The organism is Gottfriedia acidiceleris (assembly GCF_004138285.1).
Lineage (GTDB): Bacteria > Bacillota > Bacilli > Bacillales > Bacillaceae_G > Gottfriedia > Gottfriedia acidiceleris_A.
The window spans coordinates 1-22,763 of record NZ_SCFN01000012.1; the positions used below are offsets into that span (position 1 = coordinate 1).

Here is a 22,763-nt window from a genome sequence, read left to right on the forward strand (position 1 = left end):
TCCAAGCTTCGGTCGTGGGTTCGATTCCCATCACCCGCTTTTTATAAAATTTAATGGGCCTATAGCTCAGCTGGTTAGAGCGCACGCCTGATAAGCGTGAGGTCGATGGTTCGAGTCCATTTAGGCCCACCATTATATTTATAATTAATTTTTCCGCAGTAGCTCAGTGGTAGAGCACTCGGCTGTTAACCGAGTGGTCGTAGGTTCGAATCCTACCTGCGGAGCCATATGATAGAGAAGTACCCAAGTGGCTCAAGGGGCGCCCCTGCTAAGGGTGTAGATCGGGTAACCGGTGCGAGGGTTCGAATCCCTTCTTCTCTGCCATTTTTTTTTTGGCCCGTTGGTCAAGCGGTTAAGACACCGCCCTTTCACGGCGGTAACACGGGTTCGAGTCCCGTACGGGTCATATCTAAAGCTCAGTTATTTGTGATAACACAGGTAACTGAGTTTTTTATTTGTCTTTTATTAGGACTTTAGTTAACGATATTTAATTGAATCCGTTTGTCTTCATTATGTTAGAGTGTTCTTCGTTCGTTTTAAGATGTACAGGGCGTTATCGTTTCGAATTAAAGCTTTGTTTTATACAAAATGTCTTAGAAGCTAAAGGTAGAAGCCTATTTCATAACTCAGAATAGCAAAAAGTTAGTGTTTTAGCGTTAAACTCCATAAAGATTGATTTAATAACTAATTTTCTCTTGTGTATGAAAAAACGGACTAACTGAATTGTTAATCTGAATATTAGTAACCTTTGCTTTAAACGGTTACTTAATCATTCTTTATCATTTTTTGATACGCTTTAATTTCATCATCTAAAAAGACATTAGTTGCTAGCCGTTTCACTCGACTCCAGTATTCTTTGAATTCGTTATATTCATATCCTTGTTCCTCAATAAAATCAACTAAACAATCAACTAAACTGCCTCCATTAAGAAAATTAGGGTAAGCTACATCTCAATAAATATTCCCTTGTAGATTCAATATGTTTTCTGTCTCTTTTACAAATAAAGTAATGGAAACAGCACATCGCAGTCATAGCTCTCCACGGTCTCGCTATTCTCCTTTTCCATTAATCTTCATTCGGGTCACATATTCTTCATTTTCAATCCTAATAGCCCTTTCACTCATTTTAAGATGGTTTATTAACTATTATCCTTATTCCGAAGAAAATTAGAAAGCAAGAAATTGAAAGCAGGCGCATTATCTTAGTGTTAAAATGTGAATAGCTAAAGAAGAGGTGATTAAATGAACGGATTAAATAAACAGGTCATGTGGAATGCAGTTGAATCATGCGATGAAAACTATGATGGAGTATTTATTTATGCAGTTAAGTCCACGGGGATCTGTTGTAAACCTTCGTGTAGGTCAAGAACCCCATTAAAAGAAAATGTATCATATTATCCGTCATTTTCTTTGGCAATTAATGATGGATACCGTCCATGTAAAAGATGTCGTCCTGATTTACTTCACTCAAATGAAGAGGATATTATTTTATCAGCTAAACATATTATTGAAAAAGAATATCGAAATAGCTTAACATTGGATCGGTTAGCAATTGAAGTTGGAGTAAGTAAGTTTCACTTGCAAAGATTATTTAAAAAATCCACGGGTTTATCGCCGTTAGAATACGCAACTAAGTTAAGAATGAGAGAAGCTTTGAGATTATTACGAGATACTGAGAAAGCCATAACTGAAATAGCGCATATTCTTGGTTTTAAAGGCTCGGCACATTTTTCAAGCATGTTTCGTCATCATTTTAATTACACTCCAACTGCATTCAGAAAGGGGTTAAATAAATGAAATTAAAAGATGGATTAGCTTTATTTAGCCTAGCTGCATTATGGGGAGCTTCATTTTTATTTATTCGAATAGCCTCACCAGTTTTTGGTCCAATTTTAACAATACAAGGAAGAGTTACTATAGCTGCGTTTGCCCTGGTGCTATATTTGGTTATTACTAAAAAGCAATTACACTTTAAAAAGAGATGGAGACAATATTTAATAATAGGGGCATTAAATGCAGCAATTCCATTTACATTAATAGCTACATCAGCATTGCATTTGACAGCCTCAATGTCATCAATTCTAAACTCCTTGACACCATTATTTACAGCGCTAGTTGTCTTTTTATGGACGAAAGAAAAGTTGAGTATGCGAAAGTGGACTGGAATAATTGTGGGAGTAATAGGAGTGATCTTGCTAGTAGGATGGAGTTCAATTCCGTTTACTTATGATGTTAAAATAGCAATTGGACTAGCGGTTTTGTCGACTATTTCATATGGAATTGCAGGAGTTTATGCAAAGAAAGCATTTGTTGGGGTACCACCACTTTCACTTGCAGCTGGTCAACAAATTGGTGCTGCAATTTTACTTTTACCTTTTACATTTCTAAATTTCACTGTATCTACAGATAAAATATCGGGAGTTGCTATATTGGCAGTTCTAGGATTAGCATTATTTTGTACTGCTATAGCATATTTATTGTATTTTTATCTAATCGAAAGTGTTGGGCCAACCAAAACTTTAAGTGTTACTTTTCTAATACCTGTGTTTGGAATGATCTGGGGAGTTCTTATTTTGAAAGAACATATTACATTAGGAATGTTGTTTGGTTTTCTTGTCATTTTATGTGGTGTATATCTGATTTCAGATATTCGTTTAGGTGTAGTATCGTCAAGAAAGCGAATGCAAGTCTAATAAGCCTTTAAATAATAATGCAAAAAAAGGATTTTCGTAAAAACGAAGATCCTTTTTACTATATTACGATTATTATTTTATTGAGATAAAAATAAGTCCAACCAAAGGAGGTAGCACAACTCGGAAACTAATGATATTGACACGAGCTTTAGTTATTTTGAAGTGAACCTATGTATCTCAATAATTTTATTAAATTGCCTAAAACGTAAGTCAGATAATTTAATTCCACTATTTTGATCAATATATATTGTTGCTTGGTCTTCCATATTACCGAATAAATAAGAATTAGTTTAGAGATAATTTTTACTTTTGCATCTGAATTTCCTAATAATTTGTGATGAGCTTCTAAATATTTTTGTCAAAAAAAACTCTCCCTTACAATTCGACAATATTCTACAATTCTTTTTAAATACAAAGTTTATATGAGATAAAAGTGTGAAATATGTATGAATTTTTATGAAAAATCAAAAATTTACAAATTGTTACAAGGGAATTTTAAAATATTATGTATAAATATACATAAATATTCGTTCGACAAATTCGACATTTTTACGACAAGTGCAATAATGACAACGGTTTCATGAATGGTTATTCATTTTCCAAAAAATGTTTTTGAATTTTTTTTGCATAAAAACAAGGTGAATATATATATTTGTAGAATATTAAGAGATAGAAGAATTTAAGAGATTGTAATGAGGTGAGGATGTTGCTTTTGACACGGCCAACTGAGTTTGATGTGCATTTATTCCATGAGGGAAGTTTATTCCATAGTCATGAATGCTTTGGGGCACATGTAGTAAAAAAAGGGAATAAAGTTGGAACTACTTTTACAGTGTGGGCTCCACATGCGAAAGGTGTCTCAGTTGTTGGGGACTTTAATAGTTGGAATGGTTCTGAACATAAAATGGAAAAGTTGAACAATCAAGGGATTTGGACGATATATATCCCCGAAATAGGTCATGGGACGATATACAAATATGAAATTTCAACCAAACATGGTGAAGTTTTATTAAAAAGTGATCCTTTTGCTTTCTATAGTGAACTTCGACCAAGCACAGCTTCGATTGTTTATGATCTTTCGGGTTATAAATGGAAAGATGCAAAATATCGTAAGCAGAAATTTAAAAAGTCGGTATATGAAGAACCAGTTTTAATTTATGAAGTGCATTTAGGGTCTTGGAAAAAGAAGGAAAACGGTGATTTCTACACTTATGCAGAGCTAGCGACAGAACTAATTCCATATGTAAAAGATCATGGTTTTACACATATTGAAATATTACCATTAGTAGAACATCCATATGATCGTTCTTGGGGGTATCAAGGAGTAGGATATTTTTCTTCTACTAGTCGATATGGAAATCCTCATGAACTAATGAGCTTTATTGACGAATGCCACCAGCACGGATTAGGAGTCATTATGGATTGGGTACCTGGTCATTTTTGTAAGGATGCACACGGATTATACATGTTTGATGGTGAACCGACATATGAATATGAAGGTTATGATGCTAGAGAAAATGAAGTATGGGGAACAGCGAATTTTGATTTATCAAAACCAGAAGTAAAATCATTTCTTATTTCAAACGCCTTATATTGGATGGAATATTTTCATATTGATGGTTTCCGAGTAGACGCTGTTGCAAATATTTTATATTGGAAAAATAGAAATGAAGAGAATCCTTTTGCAACTTCTTTTTTAAGAAGGTTAAATGAAGCGGTTTTTGAACATGATCCTCAAGTATTAATGATTGCAGAAGATTCTACGGATTGGCCATTAGTTACTGCACCTACATACGAAGGTGGATTAGGTTTTAATTTTAAGTGGAATATGGGTTGGATGAATGACGTTTTAACTTATATGGAGACTCACCCAACGGAAAGAAAGCATCATCATAATCAGATGACTTTCTCGTTTTTATATGCCTTCTCAGAAAATTTTGTTTTACCTTTTTCACATGATGAAGTAGTACATGGTAAGAAATCTTTGCTAAATAAAATGCCAGGTACATATGAGGAAAAGTTTGCTCAATTAAGAGTACTATTTGGTTATTATTTATCTCATCCAGGTAAGAAGCTCTTATTTATGGGAAGTGAATTTGGGCAATTTGATGAGTGGAAGGATTTAGAGCAAGTTGATTGGATGATTAAAGATTATGAAAATCATTCCAAGATGAACAAATATTTCAAAGAATTATTATCAATTTATAAAAAAAATAAATCACTTTATGAAGTTGACAATCATTGGGATGGATTTTCATGGATTGATGCAAATAATGCAGATCAAAGTGTATTTTCATTTATCCGTAAAGGAAAAAACAAAGATGATTATGTCATCGTAATCTGTAATTTTAGAGAAATTTCTTATGACACATATCGAATTGGAGTACCTGCAAAACATCGATATAAAGAATTGCTTTCAAGTGACTATATACAATTTGGTGGCGATAGTAAAATAAATCGTTCTGCCATTGAATCAGAAGAAATACCATTCCATGGTTTACCATACAGTATTGAAATAGCATTACCTGCCTTTAGTTTTACAATCATTCGTCCAGTTAAAATGCGAAAGGGGATTAGCAGCAATGGTTCAGAAAAAATGCGTAGCAATGTTACTAGCAGGGGGAAAAGGGAGTAGATTAAGTTCTTTAACAAAAGAACTAGCAAAACCAGCCGTAGCTTTCGGAGGTAAATATCGAATAATAGATTTTACTTTAAGTAATTGCACAAATTCAGGTATTGATACTGTTGGGGTGCTAACCCAATATCAGCCACTAGTACTAAACTCATATATTGGTATAGGAAGTGCATGGGATTTAGATCGCTTAAATGGTGGGGTAACTGTTTTACCACCATATTCAGAAGCATCTGGAGTTAAATGGTATACAGGTACTGCAAGTGCAATTTATCAAAATTTAAATTATATAAAGCAATATCAGCCTGAATATGTGTTGATTCTTTCAGGTGATCATATTTATAAGATGGATTATAGTAAAATGTTAGACTATCATGTTGAAAAAGAGGCAGATGTATCTATTTCTGTTATCGAAGTTCCGATTGATGAAGCTAGCCGTTTCGGAATTATGAATACAAATGATGAAATGGATATTATAGAATTTGAAGAAAAACCTCAATATCCGAAGAGTAATTTAGCATCAATGGGAATTTATATTTTTAAATGGAATGTTTTAAAAGAGTTTTTAGAGATGGATGATCGCAATCCTGAATCAAGTAATGACTTTGGTAAAGACGTTATTCCACTTTTATTAGAAGAAAAGAAAAAAGTAGTTGCTTATCCTTTCAAAGGTTATTGGAAAGACGTTGGTACAGTAAAAAGCTTATGGGAAGCAAATATGGATTTATTAAATGAAGATAGTGAACTAAATATATATGACCGTGATTGGCGCATATATTCAGTTAATCCAAATCAACCACCACAATATATTGCACCTACGGCAATCGTTGAAGACTCTCTAATTAATGAGGGGTGTGTTGTTGAAGGGTTTATATCACATTCTGTATTATTCCAAGGTGTAACAATCGGAGAAGGCAGTATGATAAAAGATTCTGTCGTAATGCCAGGTTGTGTTATTGGAAAAGATGTTCGAATCGAAAACGCAGTAGTAGCTCCTGGAATGGTTATTCCTGATGGAAGTCTTTTAGGTCCTGAGAAAGATTATGAAGAGGTAATTCTAGTTACAAGCGAAGAATAAGAGGTGGCTCATTCCTCAAATAGAAAAATAGATTGAGAGGGTTATTTGATGAAACATACTATGCTAGGAATAATTGAGGCGTCAACACATTTTGAATCTTTAAAGCCGTTAACACAGCATCGACCATTAGCAACACTTCCTTATGCAGGTCGATATCGTTTAATCGATTTTATGTTAAGTAATATGGTGAACTCGGGTATTACGAGTGTCGCTGTATTTCCTGATCAACCTTATCGATCAATTATTGATCACTTAGGCTCCGGTAAACATTGGGACTTAAATCGTAAAAAGGATGGACTATTTATTTTTACGCCAGAGCCAACTGATGGAGCTTTTGGTACATTCGATTTCATCGAAAAGCATATTCAATTTTTACAACGTTCTACTCAAAAGTATGTAGTAGTAGCAAATACTTATACAATTTGTTCTGTGGATTTTAGACCAGTTTTAAAGAGACATATCGAAACAAATGCACAAATTACTGAGTTAAAGCAGTTCGGTAAATCTTTAAATATCTATATCCTTGAAAAAGAGTTATTGTTAAAGCTTTTTGAAAACTTCCACGAAAAAGGCTATGAAACAATTATGGACGTTGTACGTGATCAAAATAATGAGGTTGAACTAAGTGCGTATGAAATACCTCAACAAGTTGCAATCATTCAAACAATTGAGGATTATTTCGAGCAAAGTATGAAATTATTAAATCCTGAGATATGGAATCAATTATTCTTAAAATCTTATCCTGTCTTTACTAAGGTTAAAGATGAGCCACCAACAAAATATTCAAAAGAAGCAATTGTAAAAAATTCAATTGTAGCTAATGGATGTGAAATTGAAGGAACGGTTGAAAATAGTATTATTTCAAGAGCTGTGAAAATTGGAAAAAATACGATTATTCGCAATTGTGTTGTTATGCAAAAATCAAACATTGGAGATAATTGTATATTAGATGGCGTTATATTAGATAAAGATGTTCGAATTGAAGATGGTGTTGAAATAAAAGGAAGCTTAAGTGAGCCAGTAGTGCTTCAAAAAGGTTCAGTCCAAGGAGCGTTGATTCAGTGGTAAATGTTTTATATATTGTTTCAGAGTGTGTACCATTTGTTAAATCGGGAGGGCTTGCAGATGTTGCAGGCGCTCTCCCTAAGTATTTAAATAAACTAAATACGAATGTAAGAGTAATGCTTCCATTCTACTCGTTAATTCCCGCTAAATTTAGAGAAGAAGCTAAGCTGGTAAAAGAGCTATCTATAAATCTAGGCTGGAGAAAACAGTATTGTGGTTTATTTGAATTGAAAGTAGAAGGAACAACTTATTATTTTATTGATAACGAGTACTATTTCAATCGAGATAAGTTGTATGGTCATTTTGATGATGGAGAACGTTTTGCATTCTTTTCTTTAGCTGCAATTGAATGCATTAAAGAATTAGATTTTAAACCTGATGTAATACACTGTCATGATTGGCATACAGCAATGATCCCATTTTTCATGAAAGAGTATGGTGCATTAAAAGATATTAATCCAAAAATGAAATCTGTTTTTACAATCCATAACCTTCAATTCCAAGGCGTATTTTCAAAAGAAGTAATGGACGATATGTTAGGAATCGATGAACAATATTTTCGCGATGACTATTTGAAATTTTACGATTGCATCAATTTTATGAAAGCTGGAATTATTTCAAGTGATTTCGTAACAACTGTTAGTCCAACATATAAAGAAGAAATTAAGCATGAATTTTTTGGAGAGCAATTAGATGGACTATTACGTGAGCAAGATCACAAACTTTTTGGGATTGTAAACGGAATTGATGAAACAATTTATAATCCAGCTACTGATCGAAAAATTTACTCTAATTACGATGAGTTTACAATCGAAAATAAAACAGAAAATAAATTGAAATTGCAGGAGTCGCTTGCATTAAAAATGGATGAAAATATTCCTATCATTGCAATGGTTTCTCGATTAACAAGTCAAAAAGGCATTGATCTCATTCAACACGTATTCCCTCAAATTATGGATCATAATGTCCAAGTAGTAATTTTAGGTTCCGGTGATGAAGAATTCGAGAACTTTTTTAAAGCAATGGAGCATAACTACTACGATAAAGTAAGAGCTTATATTGGATTTGATGAAGGCTTTGCTCATCAGATTTATGCAGGTGCAGATTTATTCCTAATGCCTTCATTATTTGAGCCATGTGGACTAGGTCAGCTAATTGCGATGAAGTACGGGTGCGTTCCAATCGTAAGAGAGACTGGGGGGCTAAATGATACTGTCCAGTCATATAATGAAGAGACGAATAGTGGAAATGGTTTTACCTTCACTAACTATAATGCTCACGATATGCTTCACACAGTTGAACGTGGATTGAGTATTTATGAGAATAAAAAACATTGGAAATCAGTCAGAAGGAATGCAATTAGAAGAGATTCAAGTTGGTTAAAATCTGCTAAAGAATATGCAAAATTATATATGCAGTCTTCAAAGTAAAAATCTTTTAGGGCGAGGTGATTCCATGTTTTCTAGTGTGGAGGAGTTTGAGTGGAGTTTCAAAGAGAAACTAGAAAGTATGCATGGAAAGAGTACTGCAGATAGCACTACTCAAGAGCAATTTCAAACACTTGGAACAATGATTCGTGAACATATAAGTGGTAATTGGTTAGGAACGAGTGAACAATACCGCTTAGAGCGAAAAAAACAAGTTTATTATTTATCAATTGAATTCTTATTAGGAAAGCTTTTGAAAAGTAATTTAATTCATCTAGGGCTTAGAGAGTTATGTGAATCTGGCCTCGAGAGATTAGGAATTTCTTTAAGTGCTCTTGAAGAGTTTGAAAGCGATGCTGGACTTGGAAATGGTGGACTTGGACGGCTAGCATCATGTTTTCTGGATTCGTTAGCATCACAAGACTTGCCTGGTCATGGATGTGGCATCCGCTACAAACATGGCCTATTTGACCAAAAAATTGTTGATGGATATCAAGTGGAGCTACCTGAACAATGGCTAAAATATGGAAATGTTTGGGAAGTTAGAAGAGATGATGAATCAATTGAAGTTTTATTCGGAGGAGAAGTAGAAGCATTTAATAATAAAAATCGATTGGAATTCCGCCTTCATGGTGCAGAAGCAATCACAGCGGTACCATATGATTTACCGATTATTGGCTACCATACAAACACGGTAAATACATTGAGATTATGGAGTGCTGAGGCATCTACTCATTCTTCAAATAAATCACTGATGAAGTATAAGCGAGAGGCAGAAGCAGTTTCAGAATTCTTATACCCAGATGATACACATGATGAAGGAAAGATTTTACGCCTAAAACAGCAATATTTTTTAGTTTCTGCAAGTATTCAAAGAATAGTAGATTCATATAAGGAACAATATGGTAATATTCGTAAGCTCCATGAAGAAATTGCTATTCATGTAAATGATACACATCCCGTTTTAGCGATCCCAGAGTTAATGAGAATTTTAATTGATGTTGAAAAGTTATCCTGGGATGAAGCATGGGAAATTACAACTCAAACGATTTCATATACGAATCATACAACCTTATCGGAAGCACTTGAAAAATGGAGAGTTGATTTATTTAAGCCTTTATTGCCAAGAATTTATATGATTGTAGAAGAAATAAATGAAAGATATTGTAAAGAGCTTTGGAACAAATACCCAGGTGATTGGGATCGAATTGAACAAATGGCTATTATTGCTCATGGAGTCGTTAAAATGGCTCATTTAGCAATTGTAGGCAGTAAGAGCGTTAATGGAGTTGCTGAAATCCACACGGAAATTTTAAAACAAAGAGAAATGAAGCTTTTTTATGAGTATGAACCATTTAAGTTTAATAATAAAACAAATGGCATTACTCATAGAAGATGGTTACTCCAATGTAATCCTGAGCTTAGTAGCTTAATAAATGATTCGATCGGAGACGGTTGGATACACGAACCAACTCAACTTGAGAATCTATTAGAATATCAAGATGACGATGCATTCTTATCGCAATTTATGAATGTAAAGAAAAAGAGAAAAGAAGTTCTCGAAAATTATGTTCACTATACAAATGGAATTGCATTAGATACAGATTCAATCTTTGATATACAAGTAAAACGGATGCATGCATATAAAAGACAATTACTAAATGTGTTACATATCATGTATTTATATAATCGTTTGAAGGAAGATTCACATTTTAACATGCATCCTAGAACATTTATTTTTGGAGCAAAAGCATCTCCTGGTTACTACTTTGCTAAAAAGATCATTAAATTAATTCACTCAGTAGCTGATATTATTAATAATGATCGTTATATAAGTCAATTTATTAAAGTAATTTTTATTGAAAATTATCGTGTTTCATTAGGTGAAATCATTTTTCCAGCAGCGGATATTAGTGAACAAATTTCGACAGCAAGTAAGGAAGCTTCGGGTACTGGAAATATGAAATTTATGATGAATGGTGCTTTAACGCTTGGTACACTTGACGGTGCAAATATTGAAATCTTAAGAGAAGTTGGCGAGGAGAATATTTTTACATTCGGACTAACAGCTGACGAGGTATTAAATTATTACCAATACGGCGGATATAAAAGCAGTGATTATTACCATCATGATCTGCGAATAAAAAAGGTGTTAGATCAATTGCTTCACGGGTTATTTCCGTTACCAAGAGAAGAATTTGAACCAATTTTTGATTCGCTCATGTCTTATAATGATGAGTATTTCTTACTTAGAGATTTCTCTTCGTATGTAAAAGCGCATGAATGTATCAATCACACGTATCAAAATAAAAGAGATTGGGCTATAAAAAGCCTTAACAATGTTGCGAAATCGGGATTTTTTACAAGTGATCGGACGATTCGTCAATACGCATCAGAAATATGGAATATTCATCAAAGGACCTTACACCATTCTTAACCTCCTCTTAGATTATTAGGAGGTTTTTCATATCATGATGAAAAGCGAGAAAGGAGAGATACGTTGAAATTCCTTTCAGTTGACTATGATAAGGCCTTAGAATTATTACTTTGCATTGAACAGGCATATGCTCAGTTTGATAATGATGGTAAATTTATGATTCCAGCAAGCTATTCATTAGTAGATACAATTAAAGCGTGTGTTATTAGCGAGCTAGAATGGTTTGGCTATATTATTGAAAATGATGAATCCGTGATCATTGTGTTTCGAGGAACGAAATCAGACTTGGATTGGTTAGCTGATTTGAAAATTGATCAAGACTTATTTCCTTATGTGATGAACGGTGGAAGTGTCCATTCAGGGTTTCTATCAATTTATCAGTCTTGTCGAGAAATGCTTTTAGCAATTGTGAAGGAAAAGGCTCTTTCAAAAAAAATATTCATAACTGGGCATAGCTTAGGTGGTTCATTGGCCACGTTATTAGGATATGAAATAGCAATGACTGGAATTTGTAACCCGAATGTCTATTCATTTGGCTCTCCAAAAGTTGGAAATATAAAGTTTAAAGAAAACTATGATGAAAATGTTAGGCATAGTTTAAGATTTGTAAATTTATATGATATAGTACCCTTAAGCCCACCCTTTAAAGTAGAAGTGAAGCCATTAAACATTTATTTAGAATACGTTCAAGTGAAACATCCAATCACTTTTTCACTAAATAAAGGGTCAATTAAGAATAGCCACCATCTATCGACTTATATTGAAGGCGTTAAAAAGATGCAGTTGGATTATGATTATACTCCAACCTTTACTTACAAATTACGTGAAGCAGAACCAGCAGAAGAGGAAGTAATCTAATGGCACAGAAAAAAACTAGTCAAGATTTCGTTGACTAGTTTTTTGTATGTAAACAAAAAAACGCTTTTAAAGTAGTCTGAATTAATCATTACCATCCAGTAGATTACCAAGGCCACCTAATATACTTCCTTCTTCTTTAGATGAATTTGGTAAGTATTGACCAATTCGAGAAGCTAATCTTGCTAAAGTTAATGATTGAACCCAAATTGTACCTGGACCCTGTAATGTAGCGAAGAATAAACCTTCTCCTCCAAAAAGTGCAGTTTTTACATTTCCAACATATTCAATTTCATAATTAACATCACCAGTGAAGCCAACAATACATCCAGTATCGATCTTAACTTTTTCACCTGGATGAAGTGTTTTTTGGTAAATTGAGCCACCAGCATGTAAGAAAGCAAGACCATCACCTTCGAGTTTTTGCATGATAAATCCTTCACCACCGAATAGACCGGTACTCAATTTCTTTCTAAATTCGATTCCAACTGAAGTTCCTTTTGCTGCTGCCAAGAAAGAATCTTTTTGACAAATAATTTTATTTCCATACTCATGTAAATCTAACGGAATTATTGTTCCAGGGTATGGAGCGGAGAAACTGACAGTTTTTAAAGAGCTTGATCGGTTTGTAAAGCTAGTCATAAATAAGCTTTCACCTGTTACAAGGCGCTTACCCGCTCCGACCAACTTTCCAAATAATCCACCTCCTGATTGCGATGAACCGTCACCAAATATTGTTTCAAGTTCGATACCATCATCCATCATCATCATTGCTCCAGCTTCAGCAATCACGGTTTCCTTTGGATCAAGCTCTACTTGTACAAACTGCATATCATGGCCATGAATTTTATATGTAACTTCATGAGAATTTTTCATTTTTATTCCTCCTTTTAGTTTAACTATACAAATATTCTAATACTAAAATCTAGTTATTTATTTATAAATAATTTGATAAATTACTACAGAATCCGCATTTAGTTAGATTAATTGCTTAAGAAATTATAAACTTTTTTAGGACGTCAGTTAGGCCTAAATGTATAAAAGATAAATATTATGAATTATATAAAAAATTCCCTCAATTAAGCCTAAGTGTCATTGACGCACTTTTTTAGATATGATATATTTAGGTTACTATTAACTGCATATTTATTTGAAGGTAAGAAATTAACGATACATTTGCACTACAAAATTTTTAGTAACGCTCATTTTTCTTTGTCTTGAAAAGAAGTTTTGACCACTTTCAATGTTGTAGCAATCCTAAGCTGATTGGACAATGACGTTCTTTTTCTTTATCCCTCTTTTATGCACGCATTAATAGTGTATATATGTATTTCTAGGAGGTATTATCGATGGAATTCGGTAAAGTTAAATGGTTTAACAGCGAAAAAGGTTTTGGATTCATCCAAACTGAAGGTGGAAACGACGTATTCGTACACTTCTCTGCAATTCAAGGCGAAGGTTTCAAAACTTTAGAAGAAGGTCAAGAAGTTGAATTCGAAATTATCGAAGGAAACCGTGGACCACAAGCAGCTAACGTAAACAAAAAATAATTTTTGTTATGTTCAAGGCATCCTTTTTAGGATGCCTTTTTATATTAATCTAAAAATCTATCAATTCAGTAAGTAGATATTGTAGTTTAAATAGGTTGCAAATAATGACCAAATTGAATAGGGAATGAGTAATACAAATGAAGTTTTTGAATGTTTATATGCGATGATCGTTAAAAGAATTGCTGTAACAAAGACGAGTCCACAGTCGATTGTAGCCATAAGTAAATCTTTTTGTTTGAATTGAAAATAGCTAAACATCTGGTTAAATACATAATTAATAATCAATATAATATAAAACCATTTTGCTTTTTTGAAGGATTCTCCTAAAGATACGATTATACATACGCTCAAAGAAATGAAGGAATATAAGAATGCCCAAATAATTCCGATTGTTTTTCCTGAAGGAGTATAGCTAGGTTTATTTAGGTGACTATACCAATCGTAGTCGATCGGAAATAATATAGAAGCAACAAAAAATAAACAGTATAAGGAGAAAAATAATACAATTAACTTAATATTCATAAAACCTCCTTAATTAAGTTGTCTTGATTAAGTATATGTATTTAATTAAAAAATATAAAAAAAACGACCACATTGTAGTGATCGTTTTTAATGAAAGTTTAATTCATTTAGTACTTTTCAATGTCTTTCACATCAATTTCAGATAATTCTCCGTTTAAAGCTTGTTCTTCATAGTCATCAAGATCTTGTTCATATTGTTCATGTTTTTTTGTAGGGTAAACAGTTTGATTTTTTCCGTAAATATCAGTACCGATAAAGTTTTCAAATTCCTCAACATAACCTACATTTTCATAACTCTCAGTAAATGTGCTTCCATACTCCTCAATATTATTAAATTCAAAATCAGACGGTGTTTGAGAATTTCCATATCTTTCAACATCTTGTAAAGCGTCTTCAGCGTCATACATCATTGAGCGATCTTTAGGGTCTCTACTAAATGGAGGGTTTAGTACTTCTTCCTCAACAGGACGATCGTATCTTATACTAGAACTTGAAATATGCTGATCGTGAGTATGTTCGATCATCGCTTTTGCTGTAGGAAGAGCTTGTAACCGTTCAAAAGGTATTTCTTCACCACTTACTTCGCATATACCGTATGTTCCATTTTCTATTTTTTGTAACGCTGTATTAACATCAACTAGTTCGTTTCTTAAATGCTCATGAAGAGATATGTCTTTTTCACGCTCAAATAATTCAGTACCTAAATCACCTGGGTGGTTGTCTGCAAGTGAAAGCTCATCAACAGAATCTCTAAGTGAGTATGGTGTAAAGGCTGGATCATTTAGTCTTTCTTCTATATGTTTTTTTTGTTTTAGTAATTCGTTTTTAAATGTTTGGATTTGTGATTGTGAAAGCATCATGCTCCCCCTTTTCAATAAATGAATTTGACTATCCATATTTTGTTCAAAAAGGAGGAAAACATGAATTAAGTTTTTTGAGGAATTGTTCTTTCTTAATTAGGAAAAAATATTTCCAATTATTAAGCCTATAACAAGAAGGAATCCCATTATAGTATTTGTTTTTGCTGTTGCTGCCATGGCTGGCATCATTTCCATTGGTTGGGTCTTACCTATAAATCCTTTTGTTGCTTTTATTGCAACAGGGATACTTATTAATGAAATAAGTGCAAAAGGTGTAATTAAATTCATGATAACAAATACAATAACTAAAGCATAAGCAACGGCAAATAATGAACCAATAAAGATAATTGCATTCTTTTTACCTAATAAGATAACAAGTGTTTTACGTCCATTTTCTTTGTCATTATCTAGGTCACGAATATTGTTTGCTGTTAAAATTGCTCCAATTGTAATTGAAGTAGGGATAGAAAGTAAGATTACATTTGATGGTAAATTTCCAGCTTGAATATAGTAAGTAATTCCAATAATTACAACTCCCATAAAAAAGCCCGCTACTAACTCACCAAATGGAGTGTATGCGATTGGAAGTGGTCCTCCAGTATAAAAATAAGCTGCTGCCATACAAATAAGTCCAATAACTGCTATCCACCAGCTACTTTGAATACAAATATAAATGCCTAATAGAAGAGCGATACCAAAAAAAGTAAAAGCAAGATTTAAGACAGTTGAAGGTTTAATACCATCTCTTACGATTGCTCCTCCGATACCGACAGAACCTTCATGATCTAGCCCTCTTTTATAATCATAATATTCATTAATCATATTTGCAGCGGCTTGGATCAGTAAACTTGCAATAAGCATTGAAAGAAATAAAAGTAAATGAAATGAGTGATCTATGTGCGCTAACATTGTTCCAATCGCAACAGGAATGAACGCTGCGGTTAATGTATGTGGTCTTAATAAATTCCACCATGTTCTAAAACCTGTTGAGGAAGTTGGAGATTGAACAGTTGGTTGCATTTTAACATCCTCCTTTTTAATATTATTTGAAAATGTAGGTCATTTTACTTTAAAAAAGTATGGACGAACTTCATAAAATTGACAGTCTACATTCATCGTTGTATCTTTAGTTATATCATGTATTTAACGTATATTTAAGCTAGGGGGAACTATTATGCTTAGAACAGGTCAACTGGAATCGATTGCCTTCTTTGAGCATTCACTTCAAAAGGCAAAAGCTTGTTCAAAACGCTTCATTTGTAAAGTGGAAAAAATAATGAATATCCATCCCCTAAGTGTTTACCATTTTTATCATGAATTGGGTTTTACTGAACGCTTTTATTGGTCAAACCAAGAAAACTCGTTAATTCTCACAGGAATTGGTACTTTAGTTCCTTTTCATCATAGTACAGAAGAACAGTATTCTGCAATAGAAAAAGAATGGAAACGCTTTGGAGAGCAAGTGTATATCGAGCAAGAAAATTGCTTTGGTACAGGACCGATAGCTCTTGGGGGTTTCTCTTTTTTTGATAACTATAAAAATGATCAAGATTGGAAGAATTTTGGTACCTCCCATTTCTATGTACCTAAATTAATGGTGACGGTTACAAACGAAGGGACATTCATCACCTCTAATTATGAAATTAATGAACAAACTTCAGTAGAGGATTTATTGCTTCAATATAAAGAATATGATGACTTTTTAGAAAGATTTGGAATGAAGCAACCAAGTTTTACACAATCAGAATGTATTAACAAAGATGAATTTGAACCAAATGAATGGATTCAAAGTGTAAAAGAAGCAATTCATCAAATGAAAAACGAAGAATTAGAAAAAGTTGTTTTAAATCGAACTTTAAATGCAACATTTTCTGCAGAAGTAAATTCAACAAAAGTAATTTATGAATTAGAAGCAACAAGAAATGTTAACTATGTTATTTCTTATCAATTAAAAGATACTGTATTTATTAGCGCTACACCTGAGAGATTAATTTCTAAGAAAAATAATACAGTTTCTTCGATGTGTCTTGCTGGATCTGCCGCAAAAGGAATAACGAAGGAAGAAAACACAGAAGCCGCTAATTGGTTATTAAATAGTAAAAAAAATAATGGTGAACATGCTTTTGTTGTAAACTATATCCGAGAAACACTACAACAATATTGTAATGAATTATCAATACCCTCAACACCAAGAATAATGGCGACAAAAAGCTTATTGCATTTATTCACGCCAGTTGAAGGAAAATTATATAATCATGTTTCTTTATTTGAATTAATTCAAGCATTACATCCAACCCCTGCACTTGGTGGCTTTCCTAAGGAAGAGGCATGTAAATTAATTCGTGAACTTGAACCTGTGGACCGAGGATGGTATGGTGCACCGATAGGATGGATTGATTTAAATGGAAATGGCGATTTTGCTGTAGGTATACGTAGTGCCTTAATTAAAGAAGATAAAGCAAAATTATATGCCGGTTGTGGTGTTGTACAAGATTCAAAACCAGAGGAAGAATTTTTTGAAACTGGTGTAAAGTTTCTGCCAATGCTAAATGCATTAGGAGGGTTACGAAATGAAAGATAATGAAGCACTAACAAAGTATATTGGCGCACTTGTAGATGAAATAAGTGCATTAAATATTCAAAACGTTGTAATTAGTCCTGGATCACGCTCTACACCAATATCGATGTTAGTAAATGAACATCCAAAATTAAAGTCATATATTGCAGTAGATGAAAGAGGGGCAGCATTTTTTGCTTTAGGTATCGCTAAAAGTACGAAACAGCCTACAGTATTAATCTGTACTTCTGGAACAGCTGCTGCTAACTATTTGCCAGCTATATCTGAAGCAAAGGAATCTAGAATTCCATTAATCGTACTGACAGCTGATCGACCACATGAGCTTAGAGATATAGGTGCACCACAAGCTATGAATCAAATTGGTTTATACGGTTCATTTGTAAAAAAATTTATTGAACTAGCCTTACCAGAGGCATCGGAAGCAATGTACCAATATGCACGTTCAAGCGTTAATCGACTGTACCGTTCTTGTGTGACCGCTCCAATAGGGCCAGTACATATGAATGTGCCACTTCGAGAACCATTGGTGCCAAATTTTGCGATTGATGATTTATTTTCAGCAGGAAAGCGTAAAAATTCTGCTCACACAATACTTACTGAAACTCTTGCGACAATTTCAAACGAAACAAGTAATGAGTTCACCAAGCTTTTTCAATCAAAAAGAAAAGGCTTATTAGTTTGTGGTCCTTATGTTGAAGAAGAAGCTTTAAAGAAGATTAAAACTTTAGGAAATTTATTAGACTACCCAGTTTTGTGTGATCCTCTTTCAAATGGAAGAATGATTAGTGGTAATGATGAATCGAATGTAATTGATACATATGATACATTTCTTCGTTTTGAAGACATTGTTGATTCGCTTGATTCTGAAGTTATCGTACGATTCGGGGCAATGCCTGTATCAAAAACGTTTACTCAATATATACAAAAGCAAAAAGATTGCGAGCTAATTGTTATTGATGAAGGAGACTTATGGAGGGATCCGACGTTAAAAGCAACTCAAATGATTTCTTGTGATGATATCCAGTTTTGTAATGCAATTTTGGAGTCATATCAGAAAACAAGTAGTATAGAAATAGATTGGTTGAATAAATGGAAAACAATTAATGAAAAAACAAAAAATGGACTACAACAAGCAGAACAGTTTGATGAACTTTTTGAAGGAAAAATCGTTCAAGTTTTAGCAAAAAATTTACTTGAAGAAAGTACATTGTTTGTTTCAAACAGTATGCCTATTCGTGATGTGGATACGTTTTTACATAATCAATCTAAAAAGTTAAAAATTGCTTGTAATCGAGGGGTAAATGGAATAGATGGGACGATTGCAACCGCATTAGGAATGGCAGCAGCTGGAGAAAGTGTCACATTATTAATTGGAGATTTATCTTTCTATCACGATTTAAATAGTCTGGTCCTTTCTAAACTACATCATTTAACTTTAAGAGTGATACTTGTTAATAATGATGGGGGTGGAATCTTCTCATTTTTACCTCAATCAAAAGAAGAAAAACATTTCGAAGACTTATTTGGAACTCCTTTAGGATTGGAATTCGAGCATGCAACAGCTCTTTTCGGTGGAGTTCATACAAAAATTCATAATTGGTTTGAACTTGAAGATGAATTATCTAAAAAAAATAATGGATTACATGTAATTGAAATTCAGACAAATCGTAAAGAAAATTATGATCTTCATCAAAAAGTTTGGAGCATTGTAAAAGCAGAATACGAGAAATGAAATTAGGTGTTCTTGTTCATGGAAATTAAAATAAATGATGTCACATATTCATACATTGAATCTGGCCAAGGACAAACAATATTATTATTGCATGGTTTCACAGGTTCAAAGGAGACATGGGGAGATTTAATCAGTAAACTAGAACGAAATTATCATGTGATAGCAATTGATTTATTAGGACACGGAAAGACAGATTGTCCAATTAATGATGAGCGGTATAGAATGGAGTTTGCTGCTAAAGATTTACATGATTTTTTAGTACAAAAGCAAATTGATTCTGTGCATCTATTAGGCTATTCGATGGGAGGTAGACTAGCCCTCTATTTCGCTTTAGCCTATCCAACAAAAATTAGATCGCTCATTTTAGAAAGCTGCACGGCTGGTCTTAAAACCGACAATGAAAGATTTGCTCGAATCGAACAAGACAATCATCTATCATCAATGATCCTAAATGAAGGTATTGAAGTATTCGTTAATTATTGGGAAAACATTCCGTTGTTTTCAACTCAAAAGAATTTGACATCAGAGTCACAACAAACGATTAAACAAGGAAGATTAAATCAGTCACCAATTGGCTTAAGTAATAGTCTAAAAGGGATGGGGACGGGCATTCAGCCATCACTATGGAGTGATTTGAAGCAATTTAAAAAACCTACTTTATTAGTTTGTGGAGAATATGATGAAAAGTTTTGCTTAATAATGGGGAAAATGAACGAGAGGCTAGAAAATAGTGAAATTATTAAAATTCCACATGCAGGACATGCAATTCATGTGGAACATTCGGAAAAATTTGCTACAATAGTAATTGGGTTTTTATTGAAAAGTGAAAAGGAGGAAATTTCATGACTATTGAATGGGTACAAGAAAGAAAATATGAAGAAATTTTATATTCTACATATAATGGAATCGCTAAAATTTCAATCAATCGTCCACACGTACATAACGCATTTACACCATTAACAGTATCAGAAATGATTGATGCTTTTGCTTATGCAAGAGACGACGAAAAAATTGGTGTTATTATTTTAACAGGTGAAGGTGGAAGAGCATTCTGTTCTGGTGGAGACCAAAGTGTTCGCGGACACGGTGGTTATGTTGGACAAGACCGCATTCCTCGCCTAAATGTATTAGATTTACAACGCTTAATTCGCGTTATTCCAAAACCTGTAATTGCAATGGTAGCAGGTTATGCAATTGGTGGAGGAAACGTATTAAACGTAGTATGTGACTTAACAATCGCTGCTGAAAACGCTAAATTTGGACAAACTGGTCCTAAGGTTGGTAGCTTTGATGCTGGTTATGGCTCAGGCTATTTAGCTCGTATTGTAGGGCACAAAAAAGCTCGTGAAATTTGGTACTTATGCCGTCAATATAATGCACAAGAAGCATTAGATATGGGCTTAGTTAATAAAGTAGTACCTTTAGAAGAATTAGAAGCTGAAACAGTTAAATGGGCTGAAGAAATGCTGGAAAAAAGTCCAACTGCACTTCGCTTCTTAAAAGCAGCAATGAATGCAGACACAGACGGTTTAGCGGGACTTCAACAGCTAGCTGGAGATGCAACACTTCTTTACTACACAACTGAAGAAGCAAAAGAAGGTCGCGATGCATTTAAAGAAAAACGTACACCTGATTTCGATAAATTCCCACGTTTTCCTTGATTTGAAAGAAGATAAAAGCTTGATGAGAAATCATCAAGCTTTTTTTGCACATTAAGAAAGTATAAATTGACAGCGGAGAAGAAACCACGTCATAATTGCCCATTTTAGGAATTAAGTATAAGTGCAACTACGCCTCTGTCTTCGCCTAAAATCTCGCCAATAGAAGAGTTTTCTTTAAATGAACTTTTGTAAATTTTGATAAGAGTCAGGAAGTGTTTTTTATGAATCAAATTCCGAATTTTTTACTTGAGAGAGTCAGATTAACTCCTAATCGAATAGCAATTGCAACAGATGGAGAGGAAATTACGTTTAAGGATTTACATGAACGAGTTATAAATCTTGCATATAAACTTCACCATTTTGGCATAAAAGACGGATCTCACGTTTCGGTTTTAATGAATAATTCCGTTGAATTTATAGAAGTTGTTTATGCACTTCATTATATCGGAGCAACATCAATTTTATTGAATATAAGATTAAGTGATGACGAAATAGTATATCAATTAGAAAATAGTGATTCTGAATTTTTAATCGTAGCGAAATTAAATACGGTGAAGATTCCTGAAAATATAAAACTGTTAAATATTAATGAAATGGAGAACAGTGAATCAAAGGAATTTCCGATCAAGTCTAATTTTGATGGAGATAAAATCGCAACTATGATGTACACATCTGGTACAACAGGTTTCCCAAAAGCAGTTTTACAAACTTATTTTAATCATTGGAGCAGTGCAATTGCTTCAGTATTAAATTTAGGATTAGATCATAAAGATGTATGGCTAGTTTGTTTGCCAATGTTCCATGTGGGTGGTTTATCTACTGTATATAAAAGTGCGATTTATGGCATGAAAATTGTGTTAACGAAAAAAGCTGATGCACTTACCATTAAGGACTGTGTCAAAAAGCATAATGTAACAATTCTATCTGTTGTAACAAAAGTATTAAATGACCTCTTAACAATTGTTGAAGGTACAAATGATTTAAACAGCGTAAGGGCAGCTTTACTTGGTGGAGGACCTGCTCCGTTACCTCTTTTACATAAGGCAAGAGGATTAAATGTCCCAGTATATCAAACATACGGAATGACTGAAACTTGTTCACAAATTGCAACGCTCTCTCCTGAATATATGCTTTCTAAAATTGGTTCGGCAGGTAAAGCTTTATTTGGATGTACGCTAGAAATAAGAGACAATCATCGAACTTGTTTACCAAAAGAAGTAGGAGAAATTGTAGTCAAGGGGCCGAACGTGAGTAAAGGTTATTATAAACTTGCTAAGTTAACTGATTCGACTGAGTATCTATATACAGGAGATTTGGGTTATGTAGATGAGGATGGTTTTTTATTTGTAGTTGACCGTCGAAGTGACTTAATTATTTCTGGCGGAGAGAATATATATCCAGCAGAGATTGAATCAGTATTACTATCGCATCCAGATATTATTGAAGCTGGTGTAACAGGCAAAGATGACCCAAATTGGGGTAAAGTACCTGTTGGATTTGTTGTAAGTAAATCCTCTAATCCTCCGTTACAAGAAGAACTAATCGAGTATTGTAGAGATAAAATCGCAGGGTATAAAATTCCAAAGGAAATATTTTATGTAGACAACCTACCAAGAAATGCAACAAATAAGCTAGTTAGAAGAGAGCTACTTAAGCTTCTACAAGGGGAATAA

At 33.6% G+C, this 22,763-nt stretch carries 18 protein-coding genes and 4 tRNA genes; 18 read left to right on the plus strand and 4 right to left on the minus strand.

The window, feature by feature from the left end:
* Positions 1-55 precede the first annotated feature (55 nt).
* The 12 genes from EP747_RS16275 (at position 56) to EP747_RS16335 (ending at position 12,190) form a co-directional block, all read left to right on the plus strand.
* Positions 56-132: transfer RNA gene (locus tag EP747_RS16275), tRNA-Ile, on the plus strand.
* A gap of 20 nt (positions 133-152) precedes the next feature.
* Positions 153-227: transfer RNA gene (locus EP747_RS16280), tRNA-Asn, on the plus strand.
* Positions 228-233: 6 nt separating this feature from the next.
* Positions 234-324, plus strand: a tRNA-Ser gene (locus EP747_RS16285).
* 10 nt (positions 325-334) lie between these two features.
* Positions 335-406: transfer RNA gene (locus EP747_RS16290), tRNA-Glu, on the plus strand.
* An 836-nt stretch (positions 407-1,242) separates the two neighbouring features.
* Positions 1,243-1,797 (plus strand): bifunctional transcriptional activator/DNA repair enzyme AdaA, encoded by a 555-nt coding sequence (locus EP747_RS16300; protein ID WP_129691179.1) that lies wholly within the window; start codon positions 1,243-1,245, stop codon positions 1,795-1,797.
* On the plus strand, positions 1,794-2,693 hold the full coding sequence (locus EP747_RS16305) for a DMT family transporter (protein ID WP_129691180.1): 900 nt from the start codon (positions 1,794-1,796) through the stop codon (positions 2,691-2,693). Before EP747_RS16300 ends, EP747_RS16305 begins: the two co-directional genes overlap by 4 nt.
* 703 nt (positions 2,694-3,396) lie before the next feature.
* Positions 3,397-5,328: a 1,4-alpha-glucan branching protein GlgB gene (gene glgB / locus EP747_RS16310; protein WP_129691181.1), complete on the plus strand. Its 1,932-nt coding sequence runs from the start codon at positions 3,397-3,399 to the stop codon at positions 5,326-5,328.
* Entirely contained in the window at positions 5,276-6,403 is a 1,128-nt protein-coding gene (locus EP747_RS16315) for a glucose-1-phosphate adenylyltransferase (protein ID WP_088013619.1), read from the plus strand. Before glgB ends, EP747_RS16315 begins: the two co-directional genes overlap by 53 nt.
* A 48-nt stretch (positions 6,404-6,451) precedes the next feature.
* Positions 6,452-7,471 carry a sugar phosphate nucleotidyltransferase gene (locus EP747_RS16320; protein ID WP_129691182.1) on the plus strand — a complete coding sequence of 340 codons (1,020 nt, stop codon included), beginning with the start codon at positions 6,452-6,454 and terminating at the stop codon, positions 7,469-7,471.
* Positions 7,465-8,898, plus strand: coding sequence for a glycogen synthase GlgA (gene glgA / locus EP747_RS16325; RefSeq protein ID WP_129691183.1), 1,434 nt, complete (start codon positions 7,465-7,467; stop codon positions 8,896-8,898). Before EP747_RS16320 ends, glgA begins: the two co-directional genes overlap by 7 nt.
* A gap of 25 nt (positions 8,899-8,923) precedes the next feature.
* Positions 8,924-11,332, plus strand: a complete 2,409-nt coding sequence (locus EP747_RS16330) for a glycogen/starch/alpha-glucan phosphorylase (protein WP_129691184.1) — start codon at positions 8,924-8,926, stop codon at positions 11,330-11,332.
* A gap of 63 nt (positions 11,333-11,395) precedes the next feature.
* The gene (locus EP747_RS16335; protein ID WP_129691185.1) at positions 11,396-12,190 is read left to right on the plus strand and encodes a lipase family protein; all 795 of its coding nucleotides are present in this window, start codon (positions 11,396-11,398) and stop codon (positions 12,188-12,190) included.
* An 81-nt stretch (positions 12,191-12,271) separates the two neighbouring features.
* On the opposite strand, the gene EP747_RS16340 is transcribed toward EP747_RS16335, so the two are convergent.
* The gene (locus EP747_RS16340; RefSeq protein ID WP_129691186.1) at positions 12,272-13,063 is read right to left on the minus strand and encodes a TIGR00266 family protein; all 792 of its coding nucleotides are present in this window, start codon (positions 13,061-13,063) and stop codon (positions 12,272-12,274) included.
* A gap of 473 nt (positions 13,064-13,536) precedes the next feature.
* Here EP747_RS16340 and EP747_RS16345 point away from each other — a divergent pair, with 473 nt between their 5' ends.
* Positions 13,537-13,737 (plus strand): cold-shock protein, encoded by a 201-nt coding sequence (locus EP747_RS16345; protein WP_088013613.1) that lies wholly within the window; start codon positions 13,537-13,539, stop codon positions 13,735-13,737.
* Between the two features lie 60 nt (positions 13,738-13,797).
* Here EP747_RS16345 and EP747_RS16350 read toward each other — a convergent pair whose 3' ends face one another.
* From EP747_RS16350 to EP747_RS16360, 3 genes are all read right to left on the minus strand, one after another.
* Complete coding sequence (locus EP747_RS16350; protein ID WP_129691187.1) at positions 13,798-14,259, minus strand: TspO/MBR family protein; 462 nt, start codon at positions 14,257-14,259, stop codon at positions 13,798-13,800.
* A gap of 107 nt (positions 14,260-14,366) precedes the next feature.
* Positions 14,367-15,116, minus strand: coding sequence for a TraR/DksA C4-type zinc finger protein (locus tag EP747_RS16355; RefSeq protein ID WP_129691188.1), 750 nt, complete (start codon positions 15,114-15,116; stop codon positions 14,367-14,369).
* 99 nt (positions 15,117-15,215) lie between these two features.
* Entirely contained in the window at positions 15,216-16,139 is a 924-nt protein-coding gene (locus EP747_RS16360) for a 1,4-dihydroxy-2-naphthoate polyprenyltransferase (RefSeq protein ID WP_056473273.1), read from the minus strand.
* A gap of 154 nt (positions 16,140-16,293) precedes the next feature.
* Here EP747_RS16360 and EP747_RS16365 point away from each other — a divergent pair, with 154 nt between their 5' ends.
* The 5 genes from EP747_RS16365 to EP747_RS16385 all read left to right on the plus strand — a co-directional run bounded on the left by EP747_RS16365 (position 16,294) and on the right by EP747_RS16385 (position 22,763).
* Entirely contained in the window at positions 16,294-17,700 is a 1,407-nt protein-coding gene (locus tag EP747_RS16365) for an isochorismate synthase (RefSeq protein ID WP_129691189.1), read from the plus strand.
* Complete coding sequence (gene menD / locus EP747_RS16370) at positions 17,690-19,429, plus strand: 2-succinyl-5-enolpyruvyl-6-hydroxy-3-cyclohexene-1-carboxylic-acid synthase (RefSeq protein WP_129691190.1); 1,740 nt, start codon at positions 17,690-17,692, stop codon at positions 19,427-19,429. Before EP747_RS16365 ends, menD begins: the two co-directional genes overlap by 11 nt.
* 18 nt (positions 19,430-19,447) lie before the next feature.
* On the plus strand, positions 19,448-20,275 hold the full coding sequence (gene menH / locus EP747_RS16375; RefSeq protein ID WP_129691191.1) for a 2-succinyl-6-hydroxy-2,4-cyclohexadiene-1-carboxylate synthase: 828 nt from the start codon (positions 19,448-19,450) through the stop codon (positions 20,273-20,275).
* Positions 20,272-21,090 (plus strand): 1,4-dihydroxy-2-naphthoyl-CoA synthase, encoded by an 819-nt coding sequence (menB, locus tag EP747_RS16380; RefSeq protein ID WP_114346666.1) that lies wholly within the window; start codon positions 20,272-20,274, stop codon positions 21,088-21,090. The genes menH and menB overlap by 4 nt, the downstream gene beginning before the upstream one ends.
* Positions 21,091-21,311: 221 nt before the next feature.
* Positions 21,312-22,763, plus strand: coding sequence for an o-succinylbenzoate--CoA ligase (locus tag EP747_RS16385; RefSeq protein WP_129691192.1), 1,452 nt, complete (start codon positions 21,312-21,314; stop codon positions 22,761-22,763).

Coding starts and splice junctions, on each gene's coding strand:
- EP747_RS16300 (WP_129691179.1), top strand. CDS start 1,243: ATGAACGGATTAAATAAACAGGTCATGTGGAATGCAGTTGAATCATGC.
- EP747_RS16305 (WP_129691180.1), top strand. CDS start 1,794: ATGAAATTAAAAGATGGATTAGCTTTATTTAGCCTAGCTGCATTATGG.
- glgB (WP_129691181.1), top strand. CDS start 3,397: ATGTTGCTTTTGACACGGCCAACTGAGTTTGATGTGCATTTATTCCAT.
- EP747_RS16315 (WP_088013619.1), top strand. CDS start 5,276: ATGGTTCAGAAAAAATGCGTAGCAATGTTACTAGCAGGGGGAAAAGGG.
- EP747_RS16320 (WP_129691182.1), top strand. CDS start 6,452: ATGAAACATACTATGCTAGGAATAATTGAGGCGTCAACACATTTTGAA.
- EP747_RS16330 (WP_129691184.1), top strand. CDS start 8,924: ATGTTTTCTAGTGTGGAGGAGTTTGAGTGGAGTTTCAAAGAGAAACTA.
- EP747_RS16340 (WP_129691186.1), bottom strand. CDS start 13,063: ATGAAAAATTCTCATGAAGTTACATATAAAATTCATGGCCATGATATG.
- EP747_RS16345 (WP_088013613.1), top strand. CDS start 13,537: ATGGAATTCGGTAAAGTTAAATGGTTTAACAGCGAAAAAGGTTTTGGA.
- EP747_RS16350 (WP_129691187.1), bottom strand. CDS start 14,259: ATGAATATTAAGTTAATTGTATTATTTTTCTCCTTATACTGTTTATTT.
- EP747_RS16355 (WP_129691188.1), bottom strand. CDS start 15,116: ATGCTTTCACAATCACAAATCCAAACATTTAAAAACGAATTACTAAAA.
- EP747_RS16360 (WP_056473273.1), bottom strand. CDS start 16,139: ATGCAACCAACTGTTCAATCTCCAACTTCCTCAACAGGTTTTAGAACA.
- EP747_RS16365 (WP_129691189.1), top strand. CDS start 16,294: ATGCTTAGAACAGGTCAACTGGAATCGATTGCCTTCTTTGAGCATTCA.
- menD (WP_129691190.1), top strand. CDS start 17,690: ATGAAAGATAATGAAGCACTAACAAAGTATATTGGCGCACTTGTAGAT.
- menH (WP_129691191.1), top strand. CDS start 19,448: ATGGAAATTAAAATAAATGATGTCACATATTCATACATTGAATCTGGC.
- menB (WP_114346666.1), top strand. CDS start 20,272: ATGACTATTGAATGGGTACAAGAAAGAAAATATGAAGAAATTTTATAT.
- EP747_RS16385 (WP_129691192.1), top strand. CDS start 21,312: ATGAATCAAATTCCGAATTTTTTACTTGAGAGAGTCAGATTAACTCCT.